At 63.6% G+C, this 19,494-nt stretch carries 23 protein-coding genes; 8 read left to right on the plus strand and 15 right to left on the minus strand.

Annotated elements, in window-relative coordinates:
* Positions 1-28: 28 nt before the first annotated feature.
* A complete protein-coding gene (locus tag AC04SI_RS13585; RefSeq protein WP_404277113.1) occupies positions 29-835 on the minus strand; it encodes a phosphodiester glycosidase family protein in 807 nt (268 codons plus the stop codon).
* A gap of 163 nt (positions 836-998) precedes the next feature.
* Here AC04SI_RS13585 and grxD point away from each other — a divergent pair, with 163 nt between their 5' ends.
* Together grxD and AC04SI_RS13595 are read left to right on the plus strand one after the other, a co-directional pair.
* The gene (gene grxD, locus AC04SI_RS13590) at positions 999-1,334 is read left to right on the plus strand and encodes a Grx4 family monothiol glutaredoxin (protein ID WP_006206022.1); all 336 of its coding nucleotides are present in this window, start codon (positions 999-1,001) and stop codon (positions 1,332-1,334) included.
* Positions 1,335-1,523: 189 nt separating this feature from the next.
* Entirely contained in the window at positions 1,524-2,723 is a 1,200-nt protein-coding gene (locus AC04SI_RS13595; RefSeq protein ID WP_488474339.1) for a multidrug effflux MFS transporter, read from the plus strand.
* 79 nt (positions 2,724-2,802) lie between these two features.
* Here the strand turns inward: AC04SI_RS13595 and AC04SI_RS13600 are convergent, their stop codons facing one another.
* The 4 genes from AC04SI_RS13600 to rpsD all read right to left on the minus strand — a co-directional run bounded on the left by AC04SI_RS13600 (position 2,803) and on the right by rpsD (position 5,682).
* Entirely contained in the window at positions 2,803-3,210 is a 408-nt protein-coding gene (locus tag AC04SI_RS13600; protein ID WP_488474317.1) for a hypothetical protein, read from the minus strand.
* A gap of 2 nt (positions 3,211-3,212) precedes the next feature.
* Positions 3,213-4,040, minus strand: coding sequence for an inositol monophosphatase family protein (locus AC04SI_RS13605; RefSeq protein WP_404277117.1), 828 nt, complete (start codon positions 4,038-4,040; stop codon positions 3,213-3,215).
* Positions 4,030-4,923, minus strand: a complete 894-nt coding sequence (gene ttcA, locus AC04SI_RS13610; RefSeq protein ID WP_404277119.1) for a tRNA 2-thiocytidine(32) synthetase TtcA — start codon at positions 4,921-4,923, stop codon at positions 4,030-4,032. The genes AC04SI_RS13605 and ttcA overlap by 11 nt, the downstream gene beginning before the upstream one ends.
* Positions 4,924-5,064: 141 nt before the next feature.
* On the minus strand, positions 5,065-5,682 hold the full coding sequence (gene rpsD, locus AC04SI_RS13615) for a 30S ribosomal protein S4 (RefSeq protein WP_006206017.1): 618 nt from the start codon (positions 5,680-5,682) through the stop codon (positions 5,065-5,067).
* Between the two features lie 384 nt (positions 5,683-6,066).
* Here rpsD and AC04SI_RS13620 point away from each other — a divergent pair, with 384 nt between their 5' ends.
* Entirely contained in the window at positions 6,067-6,276 is a 210-nt protein-coding gene (locus tag AC04SI_RS13620) for a hypothetical protein (protein ID WP_192178957.1), read from the plus strand.
* Between the two features lie 87 nt (positions 6,277-6,363).
* Here AC04SI_RS13620 and AC04SI_RS13625 read toward each other — a convergent pair whose 3' ends face one another.
* The 4 genes from AC04SI_RS13625 to AC04SI_RS13640 all read right to left on the minus strand — a co-directional run bounded on the left by AC04SI_RS13625 (position 6,364) and on the right by AC04SI_RS13640 (position 9,121).
* Complete coding sequence (locus tag AC04SI_RS13625; protein WP_120015466.1) at positions 6,364-6,546, minus strand: DUF3008 family protein; 183 nt, start codon at positions 6,544-6,546, stop codon at positions 6,364-6,366.
* 68 nt (positions 6,547-6,614) lie between these two features.
* Complete coding sequence (gene murI, locus AC04SI_RS13630; RefSeq protein ID WP_404277146.1) at positions 6,615-7,394, minus strand: glutamate racemase; 780 nt, start codon at positions 7,392-7,394, stop codon at positions 6,615-6,617.
* Between the two features lie 191 nt (positions 7,395-7,585).
* Positions 7,586-8,260, minus strand: coding sequence for a hypothetical protein (locus tag AC04SI_RS13635; RefSeq protein ID WP_488474318.1), 675 nt, complete (start codon positions 8,258-8,260; stop codon positions 7,586-7,588).
* Positions 8,261-8,272: 12 nt separating this feature from the next.
* Positions 8,273-9,121: an RNA methyltransferase gene (locus tag AC04SI_RS13640; RefSeq protein ID WP_404284030.1), complete on the minus strand. Its 849-nt coding sequence runs from the start codon at positions 9,119-9,121 to the stop codon at positions 8,273-8,275.
* Between the two features lie 220 nt (positions 9,122-9,341).
* On the opposite strand from AC04SI_RS13640, the gene AC04SI_RS13645 reads away from it, so the two are divergent.
* Positions 9,342-10,553 (plus strand): NADP-dependent isocitrate dehydrogenase, encoded by a 1,212-nt coding sequence (locus AC04SI_RS13645; protein WP_404284029.1) that lies wholly within the window; start codon positions 9,342-9,344, stop codon positions 10,551-10,553.
* Between the two features lie 12 nt (positions 10,554-10,565).
* Entirely contained in the window at positions 10,566-11,192 is a 627-nt protein-coding gene (locus AC04SI_RS13650) for a glutathione S-transferase family protein (RefSeq protein WP_404284028.1), read from the plus strand.
* A 35-nt stretch (positions 11,193-11,227) separates the two neighbouring features.
* Here the strand turns inward: AC04SI_RS13650 and AC04SI_RS13655 are convergent, their stop codons facing one another.
* From AC04SI_RS13655 to recA, 3 genes are all read right to left on the minus strand, one after another.
* Complete coding sequence (locus AC04SI_RS13655) at positions 11,228-11,350, minus strand: hypothetical protein (RefSeq protein ID WP_404284026.1); 123 nt, start codon at positions 11,348-11,350, stop codon at positions 11,228-11,230.
* Between the two features lie 10 nt (positions 11,351-11,360).
* Entirely contained in the window at positions 11,361-14,027 is a 2,667-nt protein-coding gene (alaS, locus tag AC04SI_RS13660) for an alanine--tRNA ligase (protein ID WP_404284024.1), read from the minus strand.
* Between the two features lie 249 nt (positions 14,028-14,276).
* A complete protein-coding gene (gene recA, locus AC04SI_RS13665; protein ID WP_040584057.1) occupies positions 14,277-15,377 on the minus strand; it encodes a recombinase RecA in 1,101 nt (366 codons plus the stop codon).
* A 282-nt stretch (positions 15,378-15,659) separates the two neighbouring features.
* Here recA and AC04SI_RS13670 point away from each other — a divergent pair, with 282 nt between their 5' ends.
* Both AC04SI_RS13670 and AC04SI_RS13675 read left to right on the plus strand, forming a co-directional pair.
* A complete protein-coding gene (locus tag AC04SI_RS13670; protein ID WP_404284022.1) occupies positions 15,660-16,604 on the plus strand; it encodes a carbohydrate kinase family protein in 945 nt (314 codons plus the stop codon).
* 36 nt (positions 16,605-16,640) lie between these two features.
* Complete coding sequence (locus AC04SI_RS13675; protein WP_404284021.1) at positions 16,641-17,558, plus strand: pseudouridine-5'-phosphate glycosidase; 918 nt, start codon at positions 16,641-16,643, stop codon at positions 17,556-17,558.
* Positions 17,559-17,561: 3 nt separating this feature from the next.
* Here the strand turns inward: AC04SI_RS13675 and AC04SI_RS13680 are convergent, their stop codons facing one another.
* Positions 17,562-17,885, minus strand: a complete 324-nt coding sequence (locus AC04SI_RS13680) for a TfoX/Sxy family protein (RefSeq protein WP_404284020.1) — start codon at positions 17,883-17,885, stop codon at positions 17,562-17,564.
* An 85-nt stretch (positions 17,886-17,970) separates the two neighbouring features.
* Between AC04SI_RS13680 and AC04SI_RS13685 the strand changes: the two genes are divergently transcribed.
* Positions 17,971-18,468 (plus strand): GFA family protein, encoded by a 498-nt coding sequence (locus AC04SI_RS13685; RefSeq protein WP_404284018.1) that lies wholly within the window; start codon positions 17,971-17,973, stop codon positions 18,466-18,468.
* Between the two features lie 137 nt (positions 18,469-18,605).
* On the opposite strand, the gene sufA is transcribed toward AC04SI_RS13685, so the two are convergent.
* Both sufA and AC04SI_RS13695 read right to left on the minus strand, forming a co-directional pair.
* The gene (gene sufA / locus AC04SI_RS13690; RefSeq protein WP_006206001.1) at positions 18,606-18,986 is read right to left on the minus strand and encodes a Fe-S cluster assembly scaffold SufA; all 381 of its coding nucleotides are present in this window, start codon (positions 18,984-18,986) and stop codon (positions 18,606-18,608) included.
* Between the two features lie 110 nt (positions 18,987-19,096).
* Positions 19,097-19,489: an SUF system Fe-S cluster assembly protein gene (locus tag AC04SI_RS13695; protein WP_404284016.1), complete on the minus strand. Its 393-nt coding sequence runs from the start codon at positions 19,487-19,489 to the stop codon at positions 19,097-19,099.
* Positions 19,490-19,494 lie beyond the last annotated feature (5 nt).

Genomic DNA, 19,494 nt, shown 5'->3' on the forward strand with positions numbered 1-19,494 from the left:
GGGCAGACGAAGGCTTTTCTTTGGGAGGCTACCCGGCCGCAGGTCTCTTCGCCGAGACGGAGATGATCGGCCCCGCCGGATAATGTCCGCCGACGATCATCCGCTCGCCACCCGACAGCGCCGAGACCGCGCCGTCGAGAAACAGCGCGTTGGGGCAGCCGAGCGCGTCGCGAAACAGCCGTGCGAAGCTGCCAAGGCTGACCGCCGAGCGCGAGATTGCCAGCACGACCGTATTGCCGTCGCGCACGCCGACACCGTTGCGGATGTAGCGCGACGTGCCGTTCGGCTCGAAGCGCGGGTGAATCTGGCCGTCGGTGACCAGCATCGGCCCGGATTGCGTGGCAAACGCCACATCCGGCCTGGCGGCGGCATAGGCGGTCGCCTCCATGACCGCCGCCTTGCCATCCTTGCCGATCAGGAACACGCCGTTCGGCTTGAGGAAGAAGTTGCCCTCGCCGTCGGCGAGGTTGAGCGGCGATTTTTGAATGCGATCCTCTGTCAGAAGGCCGACCGGCGTCAGGTCTTCATGGTACATGCCGCCATTCATGGCGAGCAGCACCGGCCTGCCCTCACCCGCCATCGCCTTGACGAAAGCCTGCAGCGAACCGAAGGGCTTGCCATCGGCGCCGTCATGGAAGACGCCGATGCTGTTGGTGCGAAGGTCGATCTCGCAGACGACATAGGACACGGCCTCGAAGCCGACATCCCGGCACGGTGCCGGCAGTTCGCCGCCGACGACCAGCGGCAGCGGCGCGGGGCGCCTCGACCACCAGGCCAGAGCCATTGCCACCAGCAGGATGGCGATCAGGATCGCGGCGCCATATCGTCTTTTCATCACGCCCCTGAGAAAGCAGTTGGCTCAGATGCTTGGCCCAACATCGGCGATCCTTTGCGCCATTTCCGCGGCGGCGGCGCAAACATCTTGTTTCGGTCAACCTATGGGTTTATTTGATGGCTATGTTTCGAGCCTGACTCCCACAGGCGTGAAAGGATTCTCCATGAGCGGTATCAACGACTACATCGACAGCGAAGTGAAGAGCAACGACGTGGTGCTCTTCATGAAGGGCACGCCCGGTTTTCCGCAGTGCGGCTTCTCCGGCCAGGTGGTCCAGATCCTCGACTATATCGGGGCCGACTACAAAGGCGTGAACGTGCTCGACTCGGCGGAATTGCGCCAGGGCATCAAGGAATATTCCAACTGGCCGACCATTCCGCAGCTCTACGTCAAGGGCGAGTTCGTCGGTGGTTGCGACATCGTGCGCGAGATGTTCCAGGCGGGTGAACTGCAGACGTTCCTCGTCGAAAAAGGCGTCAGCGTCAAAGGCGCCGCCTGATTTCGGCTAGTGCATTGGACGACATGCACTAAAGCGTTCGGGGCTGCCCCCACCTCGGCAATTCTAACTCCCGGGCCTCGGGAATGAGACGAGCCAATGCGCCGGTTCTCCGGCGCTTACTCGTTTGAAAGATCGGACTTTGCCGTGGACAAGCAGGTTGAAGCGCCGCAGCAGACAGGCAGCCTGCCTATTCCGCGCTGGGAATTCATCGCGTTGTGCGCGGCGCTGATGGCGCTCAACTCCTTAGCCATCGACATCATGCTACCGGCGCTGCAGCAGATCGGCGCCTCGCTCGGCGTCATCAATGAGAATCATCGCCAATATGTGATCACCGCCTACATTCTCGGCTTCGGCGGCGGACAGCTTTTCTTCGGGCCGATCTCCGACCGTTTCGGGCGCCGCCCTCCGCTTGTCGCCGGGCTGATCATCTATGTGCTCGCGGCCGGCGCGGCAGCAATCGCCCCGTCTTTCGCGACGCTGCTTCTGCTCCGGATGGTGCAAGGCATTGGTGCGGCCGCCACGCGCGTCATCGCCGTCTCGATCGTGCGCGATACGTTCGACGGCAGGCGCATGGCCGAGGTCATGTCGCTGATCTTCATGGTGTTCATGGCCATTCCGGTGGTGGCGCCGGGTATCGGCCAGTTCATCATGCTGTTTGCCTCCTGGCATTGGATCTTCATCACCATGGCGGCCGGCGCGCTGATCGTGTCCGCCTGGTCGCTGCTGCGCCTGCCCGAAACGCTGCATCCCGAGTATCGCCGGCCGCTGACGGCCGCATCCATCGTCGGCGGTTTTCGCATCGTGCTCACCAACCGCATCGCGCTCTGCTATGCCTTCGCCAGCACCTTCATCTTCGGCGCCATGTTCGGCTTCATCGCCTCGGCCCAGCAGATTTATGTCGACGTGTTCAATGTCGGCGAGATGTTCCCGGTCATCTTCGCCGGTGTCGCGGCGGTGCTCGCCTTTTCCAACTATCTGAACTCACGCCTCGTCGGCCGCTTCGGCATGCGCCGGCTGTCGCAGAGCGCGCTGCTGCTGTTCCTGGTGATCAGCCTTGCGTGGCTGCTGGTGTCCCTGGAAATGAAGATGCCGCTCTGGCTGTTCATCGCCTTCTTTGCCTGCGCGATGGTGCCGTTCGGTGCGCTCGGCGCCAACTTCAACGCTTTGGCCATAGAGCCGCTCGGGCAGTTGGCCGGCACGGCATCATCCATTCTCGGCTTCATGCAGACCTTCCTCGGCGGCATCCTCGGCACGCTGATCGGCCAGGCCTTCAACGGCACGGTGACGCCTTTAGCCGCCGGCTTCTGCAGCGTATCGGTCGCGGCCTTGCTGATGATCTTCATCGCCGAGCGCGGCAAGATGTTCCAGCCGCACAACCCACCCGTTTGATGCGCGCGGGCGCGCTCTAAGTTTTTGTTTTGTGCGTGTCGTTGTCCCAAAACCGCTGCGCACTTTTGGGCGACACGCTTCACGAGGCCCTTTCAAAGGTTGCCGTGAAGCGAGGGGCAAGCATACGCCCTGCGATTGCGCCGCCCATGCTGTCCGAAAGGGGCAGAGGCAGAGCCTCGTCGAGTGCCTTGAGGACGGAAGCCACGAAGGCCCGGTTCAACGCGCTGTCGGTTCCCAGATCGGAAAAGGTTGCGCGCGGCTTGCCGATGAGCGTGCCGTTTCGGCGGAGCGAGAACCGCAATGTCAGGGACATGCCGGCGGTCCCGGGCGGCGGCTTCCAGCAAGCATAGATGGCGGCCGACATCTCTTTCAAGGTGTCGACGGGATCGGGGCTGTGACAGGCGCGTTCTTGCGCTCCTGCTTCGCTGGAACCGGCAACAAGGGCGATGGCAAGGACCGCTGCGACAAGTGCGGACCGAGGGTTCACGCCTATTCGGCCCAGAGTTCGCGGCGCAACTCCTGCCAGCTCTGCCTGTCGGGTGCAACGAGCAGGCCACCGTCGAGATGCGAAGGCCGGTAGGGGCTGCCGTCGAAGCGCGCGGCATGGCCGCCGGCCTCTGTATGGATCAGCGCACCGGCCAGATGGTCCCACGGCATCAGCTTGGCGTAGACGACGAAATGGGCGTGGCCGCTGGCCAGCAGGCGGTATTCGTGCGCCGCGCAGCGATAGCCGAATTGCGAGAGCGACTTGGTCTGGTTGCGTGCCAGACGGGAGCGTTCCGGCTCCGGCATGTATTGCCATGATACCGCGCCGGTCATCTGTAAGATCGGCACCGGCTCCGCAACGTGCACCTTCTCCAGGCTGCCACGGGCGTGACGGATATGGCTGCCGGCGCCCCTGGCGCCGATCAGCCAGTCCTTGCCGACCGGATCATGAATGATGCCGGCGACCGTCTCGCCCTTGACCACGACACCCAGCATGACGCCGAACAGCGGCACGCCGGAGGCGAAGTTGAAGGTGCCGTCGACCGGATCGATGACGAAGGCGAGATCGGCATCGCCGAGGCCGCCAAGCAGCGCCGGATTGTCGGAGCAGGCTTCCTCGCCGACGATCATCGCTTGCGGGTAGTGTTCGCGCAGCCTTGCGGTGATCAGCCGCTCGGCATTGACGTCGGCCTCCGTAACCAGGTCGGCGGCGGATGTCTTCTGGCGGATGTCGCCCTCGCCCAGCCGGCGAAAGCGCGGCATGATCTCGGCTTTGGCCACGTCGGACAGAAGGTCGGCGAGCCAGTCGATCGCTTTGTCGTCAAATGTCATCAGGATTGTCTTGCCGGAGATCTGGAGCTTCGTTGAGAGCGGCGAAATCGAACAGGTTTCGGTCGAGCAGATGCGATGGCCGCACATTGGCCATGGCGCGGATCATCGTGTCCTTGCGGCCGGGCATGCCCTTTTCCAGCTCGTCCAGCATCGCCTTCATGGCGTTGCGCTGCAGGCCTTCCTGGCTGCCGCAGAGGTCGCAAGGGATGATCGGGAATTTCATGGCGGCTGCGAATTTCTCGAGATCGGCCTCGGCGCTATAGGCAAGCGGCCGCAGCACCATGACATCGCCTTCGTCGTTGAGCAGCTTTGGCGGCATGGCGGCGAGACGGCCGCCATGGAACAGGTTCATGAAGAAGGTTTCGAGAATGTCCTCTCGATGGTGGCCGAGCACCAATGCCGAGCAGCCCTCCTCGCACGCGATGCGGTAGAGATGGCCGCGCCGCAGCCGCGAACACAACGAACAATAGGTGCTGCCCTCGGGCAGCTTGTCGGTGACCACCGAATAGGTGTCCTGATACTCGATGCGGTGCGGTATGCCGTTTCTGTCGAGATAGTCAGGCAATATGTGCTTCGGGAAATTCGGCTGGCCCTGGTCGAGATTGCAGGCCAAGAGCTCGACCGGCAGCAACCCGCGCCATTTGAGGTCGAGCAGCACGGCGAGCAGGCCGTAGGAATCCTTGCCGCCGGACAAGGCCACCAGCCAGCGGTCGCCGGGCCTGACCATCGCGAAATCGTCGATCGCCTGGCGGGTGAGCCTGAGCAGCCGCTTGCGCAGCTTGTTGAACTCGACGGAAGACGGCACATCGGCGAACAGCGGATGAAAGCCGCCTTCGGCATCGGCAACGGGTTCAAGTGAATCGGCTTCTGGCAGCATGTTCATGGCGCGTCGGCCCAAATCCCTGTTGCGCCCGGATTAGCGCATCGGCCGGAAAATCGAAATCGGTTTTTGGCAAGGCGCTATGCACAAAAGAAAAGGCCGCCTCGACGGGCGGCCTTCGATAGTGTCGCAGAACCCAACCGATCAGCGCGAATAGAATTCGACGACCAGGTTCGGTTCCATCTGCACGGCGAACGGAACGTCCGACAGGCCGGGGATGCGCGCGAAGGTCGCGACCATCTTGTTGTGGTCGGCTTCGATGTAGTCGGGCACGTCGCGCTCGGCGAGGCCAACCGATTCCAGCACGATCACCAGCTGCTTCGACTTCTCGCGCACTTCCACGACATCGCCCGGCTTGCAGCGGTACGAGCCGATGTTGACGCGCTTGCCGTTGACGTTGACGTGGCCGTGGTTGACGAACTGGCGTGCGGCGAAAATGGTCGGCACGAACTTGGCGCGGTAGACGACCGCGTCGAGACGCGACTCGAGCAGGCCGATCAGGTTCTCCGAGGTGTCGCCCTTGCGGCGGTCGGCCTCTTCATAGACCTTGCGGAACTGCTTTTCCGAAACGTCGCCATAGTGACCCTTCAGCTTCTGCTTGGCGCGCAGCTGCAGGCCGAAATCGGAAAGCTTGCCCTTGCGGCGCTGGCCGTGCTGGCCGGGGCCGTATTCACGCTTGTTGACCGGGGACTTCGGGCGGCCCCAGATATTTTCGCCAAGACGGCGGTCGATCTTGTACTTCGCGGATTCGCGCTTGCTCATCGCATTCCCTTTCAAAACAAACCACCCGGAACCTCATGGTCCGGGTGAAGGAAACGCGCCCTCCTCTGGCCTCCGTTTTCGAGACCTGACAGGGTTTTCCACGCAACGCGACGGAAAACCCACGGGACACGTCAGTTCAAACAAGACCAAGGAAACGAAAAACCTGATTTCCCTGAGGTCTTGCCATGCAAAATAAACGACCGGGCATTGCGGCCCGGTGTTGGGGCGCTGGTTAAACGGAGATTTAACCGGTGTCAAGCTCGCGGCTGGCGCCGGCGATGGCGACAACATAACGTCTTTGGGTTGAGTGCGATGCCGGATGTGGGCGGGAGGTTGCACCAACGGCATTATGAAGGGACTGGAGCCAAAGGAGCCCGGAGTCGCATGAAGAAGTACTTCCTTTCGTTGGTGGGTGCAGCCGTACTGGCAGGATCGATGTCCGTTGCCGTACCGGAACCGGCACAGGCGCGGCATTGGCATGGCCACCGGCCACATCAGGTCTGCCGCATCGTGGTCAAGAAGAAGGTCGTGTGGCGGCACGGCCACAAGAAGGTCATCCGCTACAAGGTAAAGCGCTGCTGGTTGCGCTGGTAAGCCCGGCTTCGGCCCCAGAGGACTGACAATCGCAATCGAAGCCCGCGGTCTTGGCCGCGGGCTTTTTGATGCCTCTGGTGTGGCGCTTCAATGCTTCTTCTTGGGCAGCCCCTTGCGCTTGGTCTCGGCGAATTCCTCGAGCTGCTTCTCGCTCATCGATTCGTACATTTCCTTCGATGCGCCTTTGAGCTCGCTCTTCTTCGTCTCGCCGCGCTTGGCGGACAGTGCCGCGCCGGCGGCCATTTGCTGGGCTTTCGAGGTGGCTGGCATGATCGGTTCTCCCGTTTGCAATGGGAGGAAAACGCAGCCGTCCCCGATGATGTTCCCGGTGCCGGCGATCATGACATCGCCAGCCCAAAGCCCTGCAGCAGCCGGCGGGTCGGGAAATCGGTTCTGTTCGAGGTGAAGACGGCAAGGTCGGCGCCTTCCGGCAAGGTCTCGCCGCGACCGTTTGGGTCGATGTCGGCGAGCAGCGAAACGGCGCGGCGCGCGATCGCTTCAGCGGGATCGAGCCAGTCGACGGGCCAAGGTGCCGTCTTGCGCATGCGGTTCGCCAGAAAGGGATAGTGGGTGCAGGCAAGCACGACGATGTCGGTGCGCAGCTCGTCACGCTCGACGAAACACGGCGCGATCTCGGCGCGCACGGCCTCTTCGTCGACGAAGCCATCGCGCATGTAGATTTCAGCCAATGGTGCCAGGCGGTCGGAGCCGACCAGTCGCACATGGCATTTCGACGCCCATTTGCTGATCAGGTCGCGCGTGTATTGGCGCTTGACGGTGCCGGGCGTGGCCAGCACCGAGACCAGGCCGGAGCGCGTGCGCTCCGCCGCCGGCTTGATCGCCGGCACCATGCCGACGAAAGGATGGCAGGGAAATCTCTCGCGCAAGGCATCGATGACCAGCGTCGACGCCGTGTTGCAGGCGATCACCGAAATGGCCGGCGCAAACCGGTCGAGCAGCCTTGCGAACAGTTCCAGTACATGGGCCCTGAGCGCCGGCTCCTCCCAGGCGCCATAAGGGAAAGCCGCGTCGTCGGCGACATAGACGAAGCGACGATCGGGCATCAGCACGCGTGCCTCGCGCAGCACGGTGAGGCCGCCAACGCCGGAATCGAACATCAGGATCGGGCGGTGGCTTGATCGATCGTTCACTGTCATCTGATCACGAGAAGAGGCTGGGGACCACGGTAAGAGGCTGGCCCATGATTTGGTCAATGGCGCTTCTATCGCGAACGATCATGATCTTGAAGTGGCGGACGCCAGCAAGTTTTGTGCAGTTCCGGGCGGAGACCCAATCTTCCCGGGACTGTTCAGAGCCCGCGCTTGCCGAAGCCGGCGGGCCGTGGCCGGCCGATCGGCTGGGCGACCGGTGCCGAGCCCGCGGCCGGCGCGGCGGTGCGCGCGGCAGTCGGTGCAGCGCTCGCAGCCATCATGCCGCCGCCCGCAGGCGCGGGAACGGCGCCATCGAAATCAAAGACGAATGTTAGTTCGTCGATATCGACGCCGCCGGCCGGCTTTGCCACCAGGATCGATACCCAGAGGCCGAATATGGAAAGGCCTAGCAGGTTCAAGCCGCCGGGCACGCTGTCTGGGTTGCCGAGGTCGATGACCAGCATGGTACCTGCCTGCAAGACTGCGTAGATGGCGGAGAACACGATGTAGGCCCACAGGATCCAACTGCGTCCGTTTGCGTCGCGGCTGCGGCGCCAGGCGATGTTGCCGCGCAGCAGCACAAACGCCAGAGACATGACCAGGATGACGCCAGCCATACCCTGCCGCGACGGGCCGGGTGTCGAATTGATCAGCCCCTCGAAGCCGATCGTTCCCGCGATGCAGACAACGATCGCCACAATCTCCGCCACCGTCGCGGCGACAGAGTAAAGAAAGAAGCGCAAACGACCGATACTGGACGCAAACATCCAACACCCCCAGTTTTGGGGACAATGGACGAAACCGAATAAGATTCGGTTACTGGCGAGCCTCAAGTTTAACCGGTTCTATTCTTCCTTGTCCGGCGACTGGTTTCGCGCCGCTGCAGGAAGCCGCCTTGGATCATCTCCAGGCGAACCGTCTCCGCGCGGCATCGCCGGTGAAAACCTGTCCAGCGACGAGATGATGCCACGCAGCACCTTGAGTTCCGGCTCGGCGAAACCGGCGCGCGTCAGCACCGCGCGCAGATTGTCGACCATCTTCGGCTTCTTCTGCGCCGGGCGAAAGTAGCCGCGCGCTTCGAGCGCGCCTTCCAGATAGGCGAACAGGCCGTGCAATTGCTCCTTGGTCGCCGGCAGCATTTCGGGGCCGGAGAAATTGGTCTTGGTCTCGTCCTCGAGGCCGGACTTCATCCATTCATAGGACATCAGAAGTGCTGCCTGGGCGATGTTGAGCGAGGAGAAGGCCGGATCGACGGGAAAGGTGACGATCTCGTCGGCGAGACCCACTTCGTCATTGTAGAGCCCGAAACGCTCGCGGCCGAACAGGATGCCTGTGCGCTGGCCGGCTGTGTGACGTGCCCGCAGCGCCCTGCCCGCTTCGACCGGGCCGCGCACGGCCTTAAAGCCGTCGCGCTCCCGCGCCGTGGTGGCGAAGACGAAATTGAGATCGGCGATCGCCGAGGCGAGATCGTCGAACACTTTGACGGCATCGATGACATGGTCGGCGCGGCTGGCGGCAGCGCGCGCCTTCTCGCTCGGCCAGCCATCGCGCGGATTGACCAGGCGCAGTTCGGCGAGGCCGAAATTGGCCATGGCGCGCGCGACCATGCCGATATTCTCGCCGAGCTGCGGTTCGACGAGGATGATCGCCGGGCCGGCGGCGGCGGCGGTGCTGGGATTTTCGTCGGCTGACATCGTCGTCAATGAACTGCTGTTTGCGGCATTTCAGCGTCCCCTGCCACATTCGGCCGCGAAAATGAAGCTCTCGCAAGGAACGGCCGATGCCACGGTGGGACCGGCCGGTGCGGATCGCCGTTTGCGCGGCCAAAAATGCTTTGATATACGAGCCGCATCCCCGGCCGAAAGCCATGCGGGCAGGCCGTTCCGATATCCCCAGCAACGAGGCATTCTTTCCATGGCGAAGATCAAGGTGGCGAACCCGGTCGTCGAACTCGACGGCGACGAGATGACCCGCATCATCTGGCAGTTCATCAAGGACAAGCTGATCCACCCCTATCTCGACCTCACGCTCGACTATTACGACCTCGGCGTCGAGCACCGCGACGCCACCAGCGACCAGGTGACCATCGACGCGGCCAACGCCATCAAGAAGCACGGCGTCGGCGTGAAATGCGCGACGATCACCCCCGACGAGCAGCGCGTCGAGGAATTCAAGCTGAAGAAGATGTGGAAGTCGCCGAACGGCACCATCCGCAACATCCTCGGCGGCACCATCTTCCGCGAGCCGATCATCATGAAGAACGTGCCGCGCCTGGTGCCCGGCTGGACCAAGCCGATCATCGTCGGTCGTCACGCCTTCGGCGACCAGTACCGCGCCACCGATTTCCGCTTCCCCGGCAAGGGCAAGCTGACGATCAAGTTCGTCGGCGAGGACGGCCAGGTTATCGAGCACGACGTGTTCGACGCGCCGGCGGCCGGCGTCGCCATGGCCATGTACAATCTCGACGAGTCGATCCGCGAGTTCGCCCGTGCCTCGCTGAACTACGGCCTGCTGCGCAACTATCCGGTCTATCTGTCGACCAAGAACACCATCCTCAAGGCCTATGACGGCCGCTTCAAGGACATCTTCCAGGAGGTCTACGAGCAGGAGTTCGAGGCCGAGTTCAAGGCGAAGAAGCTGTGGTACGAGCACCGGCTGATCGACGACATGGTGGCCTCCAGCCTGAAATGGTCGGGCGGCTATGTCTGGGCCTGCAAGAACTATGACGGCGACGTGCAGTCCGACACGGTGGCGCAAGGCTTTGGGTCGCTCGGCCTGATGACCTCGGTGCTGATGACGCCGGACGGCAAGACGGTGGAAGCCGAAGCCGCGCACGGCACCGTCACCCGCCACTACCGCCAGCACCAGAAGGGCGAGGAGACCTCGACCAATTCGATCGCCTCGATCTTTGCCTGGACGCGCGGGCTGGCCCACCGCGCCAAGCTCGACGACAATGCCGAGTTGAAACGCTTTGCCGAGACGCTGGAAAAGGTCTGCATCCAGACGGTCGAGAGCGGCTTCATGACCAAGGACCTGTCGCTGCTGATCGGCCCCGACCAACCTTGGCTCTCGACCACCGGCTTCCTCGACAAGATCGACGAGAATTTGCAGAAGGCGATGGCCTGACCGGCAATCGCGATGGGCAAGCCCATCGTCTACGGGGCGGACTACAGCGTCTATGTGCGCATCGTCCGCCTCGCGCTCGAGGAAAAGGGCATCGACTACGATCTCGTGCCGGTCGATGTCTTCGCGACGGAGGGCATTCCGGCCTGGTATCTCGAGCACCATCCGTTCGGCCGCATCCCGGCCTTCGAGCATGACGGGTTTCGCCTGTTCGAAACCAGCGCAATCGCCCGCTATGTCGACGAGGCGTTCGACGGCCCGGCGCTGCAGCCAAAAGACGCCCGCACCCGCGCAACCTTGAACCAGATCATCGGCATGCTCGACGCTTACGGCTATCGCGCCATGGTCTGGGATGTCGCCGTCGAGCGGCTGGAGAAGGAAGCGCCAGACGAGGCACTGATCGCCAGCGGGCTTCGCCACGCCGACACGGTGCTGCGGGTGCTGACGGCTCTGAAGAGTGAGGGGCCGTGGCTGCTGGGGTCGCAACTGACCCTTGCCGACCTGCATGCGGCGCCGGTCATTGGCTATTTCCTCAAGGTTGCCGAAGGGCGAGAAACGCTGGCCACGTTTCCGGAGATCAGGGATTGGTGGGCCCGCATCGCCGGGCGCGCGAGCTTCGTCAGGACCGAAAAGGCCGATTGAGCCGCCGCAAACCGGGCCCAGCAGAAGGCAATGGGCTAGAATCCTATCTCGGGCCGGGTGACCATCAGCCTGAGTATGGCGAGCACCGCGGCGAAAGCCGGAAAGCCGGAAAGGGCTTCCCCGGTCAGACCATAGCCGCCGAGAACGAGGACCTTCATGTGGTGGCTTTCAGGCGGCCTCGAGCGCCGCCCTTACCGCTGCAATCGCATCGCCGGCCTTCGAGGCATCGGGGCCGCCGGCCTGGGCCATGTCCGGGCGACCGCCGCCGCCCTGCCCGCCCAACGCGGCGGACGCGACGCGCACCAGGTCGACGGCGCTGAAGCGGCTGAGCAAATCGTCGGTCACGGCGACCACGACGCTGGCCTTGTTGTCCTCACCGGCGCCGACGAAGACGACGACGCCGGAACCGAGCGACGACTTGCCGGCATCGGCCAGCGGCTTCAGATCCTTCGGCGCCACGCCGGAGACGGCCTTGCCGAGGAAGCCGACGCCGGCAACGGTCTCGTTCTCGGCCGGCGCACCGGCAGCGGCACCACCGCCCAGCGCCAGTTTCTTGCGCGCTTCGGTCAGTTCCTTCTCGAGCTTCTTGCGCTCGTCGAGCAGCGCCTCGACGCGCGCCGGCACGTCGGCCGGCGAGATCTTCAGCGTCGCGGCAACCGTCTTCAGCCGCCTGTCCTGCTCGTCGAGATGTTTCCTGGCGGCCTCTCCGGTCAGCGCCTCGATGCGGCGCACGCCGGCAGCCACCGCGCTGTCCGAAACGACGCGCACCAGGCCGATGTCGCCGGTCGCCCTGACATGCGTGCCGCCGCAGAGCTCGACCGAATAGGGCCGGTTGGTCTTGGCGCCATGCAGGCCGGTGCCCATCGACACGACGCGCACCTCATCGCCGTATTTCTCGCCGAACAGCGCCATGGCGCCCTCGGCAATGGCGTCGTCGACCGACATCAGGCGCGTGGTCACCGGGCTGTTCTGCACGACGATCTCGTTTGCCATGCGCTCGACCTCTTCGAGATCCTCGGGCGAAATGGGCTTGTTGTGCGAGATGTCGAAGCGCAGGCGCTCGGGCGCGACCAGCGAGCCCTTCTGCGCGACATGCGTACCCAGCACCTCGCGCAGCGCCTCATGGATCAGATGCGTCGCGGAGTGGTTGGCGCGCAGCCTGGTGCGGCGCGCATGATCGACCTTCAGCTCGACGGCAGCGCCGGTCTTGACCGTGCCGCTGGCCACCTTGCCGAGATGCACGAAAAGCCCGTCGGCCTTCTTCTGCGTGTCTGATATCTCGATCGAGAACCCTTCGCCTGATATGACGCCGGTGTCGCCCATCTGGCCGCCGGACTCACCGTAGAACGGCGTCTGGTTGACGACCACGGCAACCGCGTCACCCTTGTTCGCGCTGTCGACGGTCTTACCGTCGCTGACCAGCGCCAGGATGAGGCCTTCCGCCTGCTCGGTCTCGTAGCCAAGGAACTCGGTGGCGCCGGTCTTCTCACGCACCGCAAACCAGACGGTCTCGGTAGCAGCGTCGCCGGAACCGGCCCAGCTCTTGCGCGCCTCGGCCTTCTGCCGCTCCATCGCATCGGTGAAGCCGGCAAGATCGACCGAAATGCTGCGCTGGCGCAACGCGTCCTGCGTCAGGTCGAGCGGGAAGCCGTAGGTATCGTAGAGCTTGAAGGCCGTCTCACCATCCAGCATATCGCCTGAGCCGAGCGTTTCCGTAGCGTCCGAAAGCAGGCCGAGGCCGCGTGCCAGCGTCTTGCGAAAGCGGGTCTCTTCCAGCTTCAGCGTTTCGGTGATGAGCGCTTCGCCGCGCCCGAGCTCCGGATAGGCCTGGGCCATCTCACGGACCAGCGCCGGCACCAGCTTCCACATCAGCGGTTCGTTCGCGCCGAGCAGCTGCGCATGGCGCATGGCGCGGCGCATGATGCGACGCAGCACATAGCCGCGGCCTTCATTGGACGGCAGCACCCCGTCGGCCACCAGGAAGCAGGAGGACCGCAGATGGTCGGCGATGACGCGGTACGAGCCGACAGTGTCGGCATCCGGGCCGCGGCCGAGCGCGGACGACGCTGCATCGATCAGATGACGGAACAGGTCGGTTTCAAAAACGCTTTCCACACCTTGCAGGATGGAGGCCATGCGCTCCAGACCCATGCCGGTGTCGATCGACGGTCGCGGCAGATCGATGCGCTCGTCCTTGGTCACCTGTTCATACTGCATGAACACCAGGTTCCAGAATTCGAGGAAGCGGTCGCCATCCTCCTCCGGGGTGCCGGGAGGACCGCCCCAGATGTGCTCGCCACGGTCGATGAAGATCTCCGAGCACGGACCGCACGGTCCGGTGTCGCCCATCGCCCAGAAATTGTCGGAGGTCGGGATGCGGATGATGCGATCGTCCGAGAAGCCGGCGATCTTTTTCCAGTAGCCGGCGGCTTCGTCGTCGGTGTGATAGACGGTGACCAGCAGCTTGTCCTTGTTCAGCCCGAACTCTTTGGTGATCAGGTTCCAGGCAAGCTCGATGGCGCGCTCCTTGAAATAGTCGCCGAAGGAGAAATTGCCGAGCATCTCGAAGAAGGTCAGGTGCCGCGCCGTGTAGCCGACATTGTCGAGATCGTTGTGCTTGCCGCCGGCGCGCACGCTCTTCTGCGCGGTCGTGGCACGCGAATAGGGCCGCTTCTCCAGGCCGGTGAAGACGTTCTTGAACTGCACCATGCCGGCATTGGTGAACATCAATGTCGGGTCGTTGCGCGGCACCAGCGGGCTCGAAGCCACGACCTCGTGGCCCTCCTTGCGGAAATAGTCGAGAAATGTCGACCGGATCTCGTTCACGCCACTCATGAGTGCTGCCTTTTTCGCGAAAACCGCCGGCAACCCGGCGGAAACTGGTCTCTGCTTTTCAGAAGATGCACTGGCCTTTTAGCGGGCACGCTCCACCCTGTCTAGAAACAGGGAATTGGGCCAATCCATGCCGCCCAAAAACAAAAACCGCCGGCTCGAGGCCGGCGGTTTGGAACGCGATACTGTAGAACTCGGTTACTTAAGCATCGGATAATAGACTAAATTTATGGCCGAACTCTGGCCGCTGCCTTACATGGCGCCGGATTCCTCCTCGAAGCCGTCGTCTTCGCCGCGCTCAGGGCCGCCATTTTCGAGGAATTTCTCGGCGATCAGCCCGGCATTCTGCCTGAGCGCCAGTTCAATCTCACGCGCCGTGTCGGGATTGTCGCGCAGGAACAGCTTTGCGTTCTCGCGGCCCTGGCCGAGGCGCTGCGAATTGTAGGAGAACCAGGCACCGGACTTCTCGACCACGCCGGCCTTGACGCCGAGGTCGACCAGTTCGCCGGTCTTGGACACGCCCTCGCCATACATGATGTCGAACTCGACCACCTTGAAGGGCGGCGCCAGCTTGTTCTTGACCACCTTGACGCGGGTCTGGTTGCCGACGACCTCGTCACGGTCCTTGACCGAGCCGATGCGGCGGATGTCGAGACGGACCGAGGCGTAGAATTTCAGCGCGTTGCCGCCGGTCGTGGTTTCGGGCGAGCCGAACATGACGCCGATCTTCATGCGTATCTGGTTGATGAAGATGACCATGGTGTTGGAGCGCGAAATCGAAGCGGTCAGCTTGCGCAGCGCCTGGCTCATCAGGCGGGCCTGCAGGCCGGGCAGCGAATCGCCCATCTCGCCCTCGATTTCGGCGCGCGGCGTCAGTGCCGCAACCGAATCGACGACCAGCACGTCGATGGCGCCGGAACGAACCAGCGTGTCGCAGATTTCCAGCGCCTGCTCACCGGTGTCGGGCTGCGAGATCAGCAGGTTTTCGAGATCGACGCCGAGCTTGCGGGCATAGACCGGGTCGAGCGCATGCTCGGCATCGACGAAGGCGCAGATGCCGCCCTTCTTCTGGGCTTCGGCCACTGTGTGCAGCGCCAGCGTCGTCTTGCCGGAGCTTTCCGGCCCGTAGATCTCGACGATGCGGCCGCGCGGCAGGCCACCAACGCCAAGCGCGATGTCGAGGCCAAGCGATCCCGTCGGCACCGTTTCGATCTCGACGACCTGCTCATTGGCACCAAGGCGCATGATCGAGCCCTTGCCGAAAGCGCGCTCGATCTGCGACAGCGCCGCATCCAGGGCCTTTGATTTGTCCACTGCCTTATCCTCTACAAGCCGCAAAGTATTCTGAGCCATGATACATCACCCCTTGGTCGTCAATGAAGGCCGGACAATCCGTAATCCCTGCCCTATTTGTACCTTTTTTGTTCTCGTTTGGCAAGGGGTATCAACCATCTGAAAAACAATCGATATCCGGATTTGTTCTTTTTTTGTCTCATCCCTTCGTTCCATGAACCATCCCGCATCCGATCAGGCGGTCCGATTGTTTTGATCCGCCGAATCGCTGCCTTGCCTGCGAAGCTCAGCCGCACAGCCTAGCGCTTGTGCGGCTGGAATAACAAAGGTCATATCGCCCGCATGATGAAATCCTCAAAGATACTGGCCGTGGGCGGCGCCCATATCGATCGGCGCGGCCAGGTAGCAGGCCCTTACGTGCCGGCCGCGTCTAACCCCGGCACGATGCGCGAGGATGTCGGCGGTGGCGTCTTCAATGCGCTGCGCAGCCTGGTGCGGCGCGGCGTTTCGGCATCGCTGCTTTCGCTGCGCGGCGGCGACGCTTCGGGCGAGACGGTGTCGCGTGCCATCGCCGCCTCTGGGATCACCGACCTGTCGGCGGTGTTCCTCGACCGCACCACGCCGAGCTATACGGCGCTGATCGACCGTGACGGCGAGCTGATCGTCGGCTTTGCCGACATGGCGCTGTACGATCTTGCCTTCGCCAAGCAGATCCGCCGCGCCAAGGTGCGTGAAGTGGTCGCCGCCGCCGACGCGATCCTGTGCGACGCCAATCTGCCGACCGCGGCACTCGAGCGGCTGGTGGCGCTGGCCGGCGTCAGGCCGGTGTTCGCCATTGCCATCTCGCCAGCCAAGGTGGTGCGGCTGATGCCGGTGCTCAGCAGCCTGGCCCTGCTGTTCATGAACCGGCGCGAGGCTGTCGCGCTGGCCGTGGTAGACGCCGATGCCTCCGAGCAAGGCCTGGTCGACGGGTTGCGGCGCGCTGGTCTGAAAAGCGGCGTGGTGACGGCGGGCGGCGCGCCGGTGCTGGGCTTCGACGGAGACGGGCTTTTCGCCGTCGTGCCCCCTGCCCCCCGACAAATCGCCGACGTCACCGGCGCCGGCGATGCGCTGGCGGGCGCGACGATTGCCGCCCTGCTGCGCGGATTGTCGCTGCGCGCCGCGCTTCGGGAAGGTGTCGCCGCCGCGATGCTTGCCATCGAGAGCAGCGACGCCGTGCCGGGCTTCACGGCGGCGAGCTTTGCCGAGGCGCTGGCCCTTGTGCCGCAGCCGCGGGAAGTGGCATGAGGTCGGCCAGTTCAGCTTGCTAGATCGGAGACGGAAATGACGCCGGAAACCGCCCGCCCCTTCATCGACATCCACAAGCCGGTGGCTGAGGCGCTGGCCGCGGGTCGTCCGGTGGTGGCGCTGGAAAGCACCATCATCACCCATGGCATGCCCTATCCCGACAATGGCGCCATGGCGGCCAATGTCGAGAAGATAATCCTGGACAATGGCGCGGTGCCGGCGACGATCGCCGTGGTTTCCGGCCGCATCAAGATCGGGTTGTCAGACGGCGAGCGCGAATCGCTGGCCATGACGGGTGACGCCATGAAGCTGTCGCGCGCCGATCTCGGCTTTGCGGTGGCGCAAGCGCGCACCGGCGGCACCACGGTCGCCGCCACCATGATCGCCGCTCATATGGCCGGGATAAAGGTGTTCGCCACCGGCGGCATCGGCGGCGTCCACAAGGGCGCGGAAAAGAGCTTCGACATCTCCGCCGATCTCGACGAGCTGGCACGCACGCCGGTCATCGTCGTCTCGGCCGGCGCCAAAGCGATCCTCGACATCGAAAAGACGCTGGAGGTTCTGGAGACGCGCGGCGTGCCGGTCATCGGCCATGGCTGCGAGACGATGCCCGCCTTCTGGTCCAGACATTCGCCGTTCCGGGCGCCGCTCACCTTGCATGCGCCGGAGGACATCGCGCATTTTTACCGGACGCGGCAGGCGCTGGGATTGAGCGGCGGCATATTGATCGCCAATCCGGTGCCGGAAGACCAGGAAATCCCGGCCGACGAGATGGCCGGCTACATCGAGGCCGCGCAGAAGGCCGCGGAAGTGCAGAACGTGACCGGCAAGGCGGTGACGCCGTTCCTGCTGGGGAAAATCCTCGAACTGACCGGCGGCAGGAGCCTGAAGACCAACATCGCGCTGGTCGAGAACAATGCAAGGCTGGCGGCGGGGATCGCGAAGGCGCTTTAGACCCTACTTCCCCGCCCGTCGTCCCGCCTCGTAGGCCCGGCGCGCCCAGACCGCCATCTCGTCTGGATCGTCGAAGGCGCTGTCGGGGACGCTCCAGTAGGGCATCGAAACCTGCTTGCCGTGCCGCGAGCCGGTATAGGTCCATTGCCGGCAGCCGGCGGCCTCGAAGTCGGGGGCGCTTTCCGCGTCCGCCTTCAGCATCAATTCGCCACGCACCACGATGGCGACGATGACGCCGTCGCAATAGATGCCCTTGCCGCCGAATAGCTTTCGGATGCTGATCGGGCCCAGGCTTTCAAAAAGTTCTTCTATGCGTTCGTTCTCCATGCGGCGATCATGTCACCGGCCCTGTCATCGCCGCAACCAAAACCATGCTGACAAGGTTGAGGGACAAACACGTCGGAGTTCCAACATGCCGCTTCTGCTCAAAGGCTCCTGCCGCTGCGATGCCGTCCGCTTCGAGGTGGAGAGCCACACGCCGGTACCGTTCATGCTGTGCTACTGCTCGATCTGCCGCAAGCAGCAGGGCGGTGGCGGCTTCGCCATCAATCTCGGCGCCGATTCCGAGACGCTGAAGATCACCGGCAAGCGCAATCTCGGCGTCTACCGGGCCGAGATCGAAGATGACGAACATTCGCAATGCGAGGTCTCGACGGGCGAACGCAATTTCTGCAAAAAGTGCGGTTCGGCGCTGTGGCTCTACGACCCGACCTGGCCGGAGCTTGTGCATCCCTTCGCCTCGGCGATCGACAGCGAACTGCCCAAGCCGCCTGAAAAGGTGCATCTGATGCTGAAATACAAGGCGAGCTGGATCGAGCCCGAGATCGGCAAGAAGGACAAGGTGTTCGACGTCTATCCCGAGGAATCGATCGCCGACTGGCACAAGCGGACTGGGATGTGGGTCGATTAGCGTTCTTCGCCCCGTTTACGGGGAGAAGATGCCGGCAGGCAGATGAGGGGCGGCGCGAACTTGGAGAGGGTAGCGCTGCCCCTCATCCGGCCCTATCGGGCCACCTTCTCCCCGTAAACGGGGCGAAGGAAGAGGTCTCAGGCCGAGGCGCGGGCTTCGGCCAAGGCCTTCAGGTCAGCCGGCTTCAGTTCGACCGATTCACCGCAGCCGCAGGCCGAGCTCTGGTTCGGGTTGCGGAAGGTGAAGCCGGTGCGCAGCGTCGTCTGCTCGAAATCCATCTCGGTGCCGAACAGGAACAGCGCCGCCTCCGGCGCGACATAGACATGGGCGCCGTCGCGCTCGATATGGTCGTCCTTGGTGTTCGGCTCGGTCACCAGGTCGACCGTGTATTCCATGCCGGCGCAGCCGCCCTTCTTGATGCCGAGGCGAATGCCATGCGCGTTTTCGCGGGTGGCAACAATCTCGCGCACCCGGTCGGCGGCCTTTTCGGTCATCGTGATGACGGCGAAGCGTCCCATTCTTTCTCTCTCCATTCCATGCAGGTTCAAGGCCTGCCGAATGATTCTTCACCTAAAATGGTGAAGTTTTATGCCAGGCGCAAGTGCGCCAACCCATTGTCCGGCCGATGCTAATACCAGCCGACCGCGACCTGCGCCTCTTCCGACATGCGGTCGGGCGACCAGGGCGGGTCGAAGGTCATGTTGACCTCGACGCCGGAAACGCCCTCGACGGCGCCGACGGCATTCTCCACCCAGCCGGGCATTTCGCCGGCCACCGGGCAGCCAGGCGCGGTCAGTGTCATGTCGATCTTGACCGAACGGTCGTCCTCGATGTCGATCTTGTAGATCAGGCCGAGTTCGTAGATGTCGGCCGGGATTTCCGGGTCGTAGACCGTCTTCAGCGCCGAGACGATGTCGTCGGTCAGCCGCGCCAGTTCATCGGCGGGAATGGCCGAGGCGGAAACCAGCGGGTTAATGGCTGCTTCCGGTACGGTCTCGGTGGTGTGGCTAGCGTCTTCCATGATCA

The sequence above is a fragment of the Mesorhizobium sp. CNPSo 4689 genome (genome assembly GCF_057784325.1).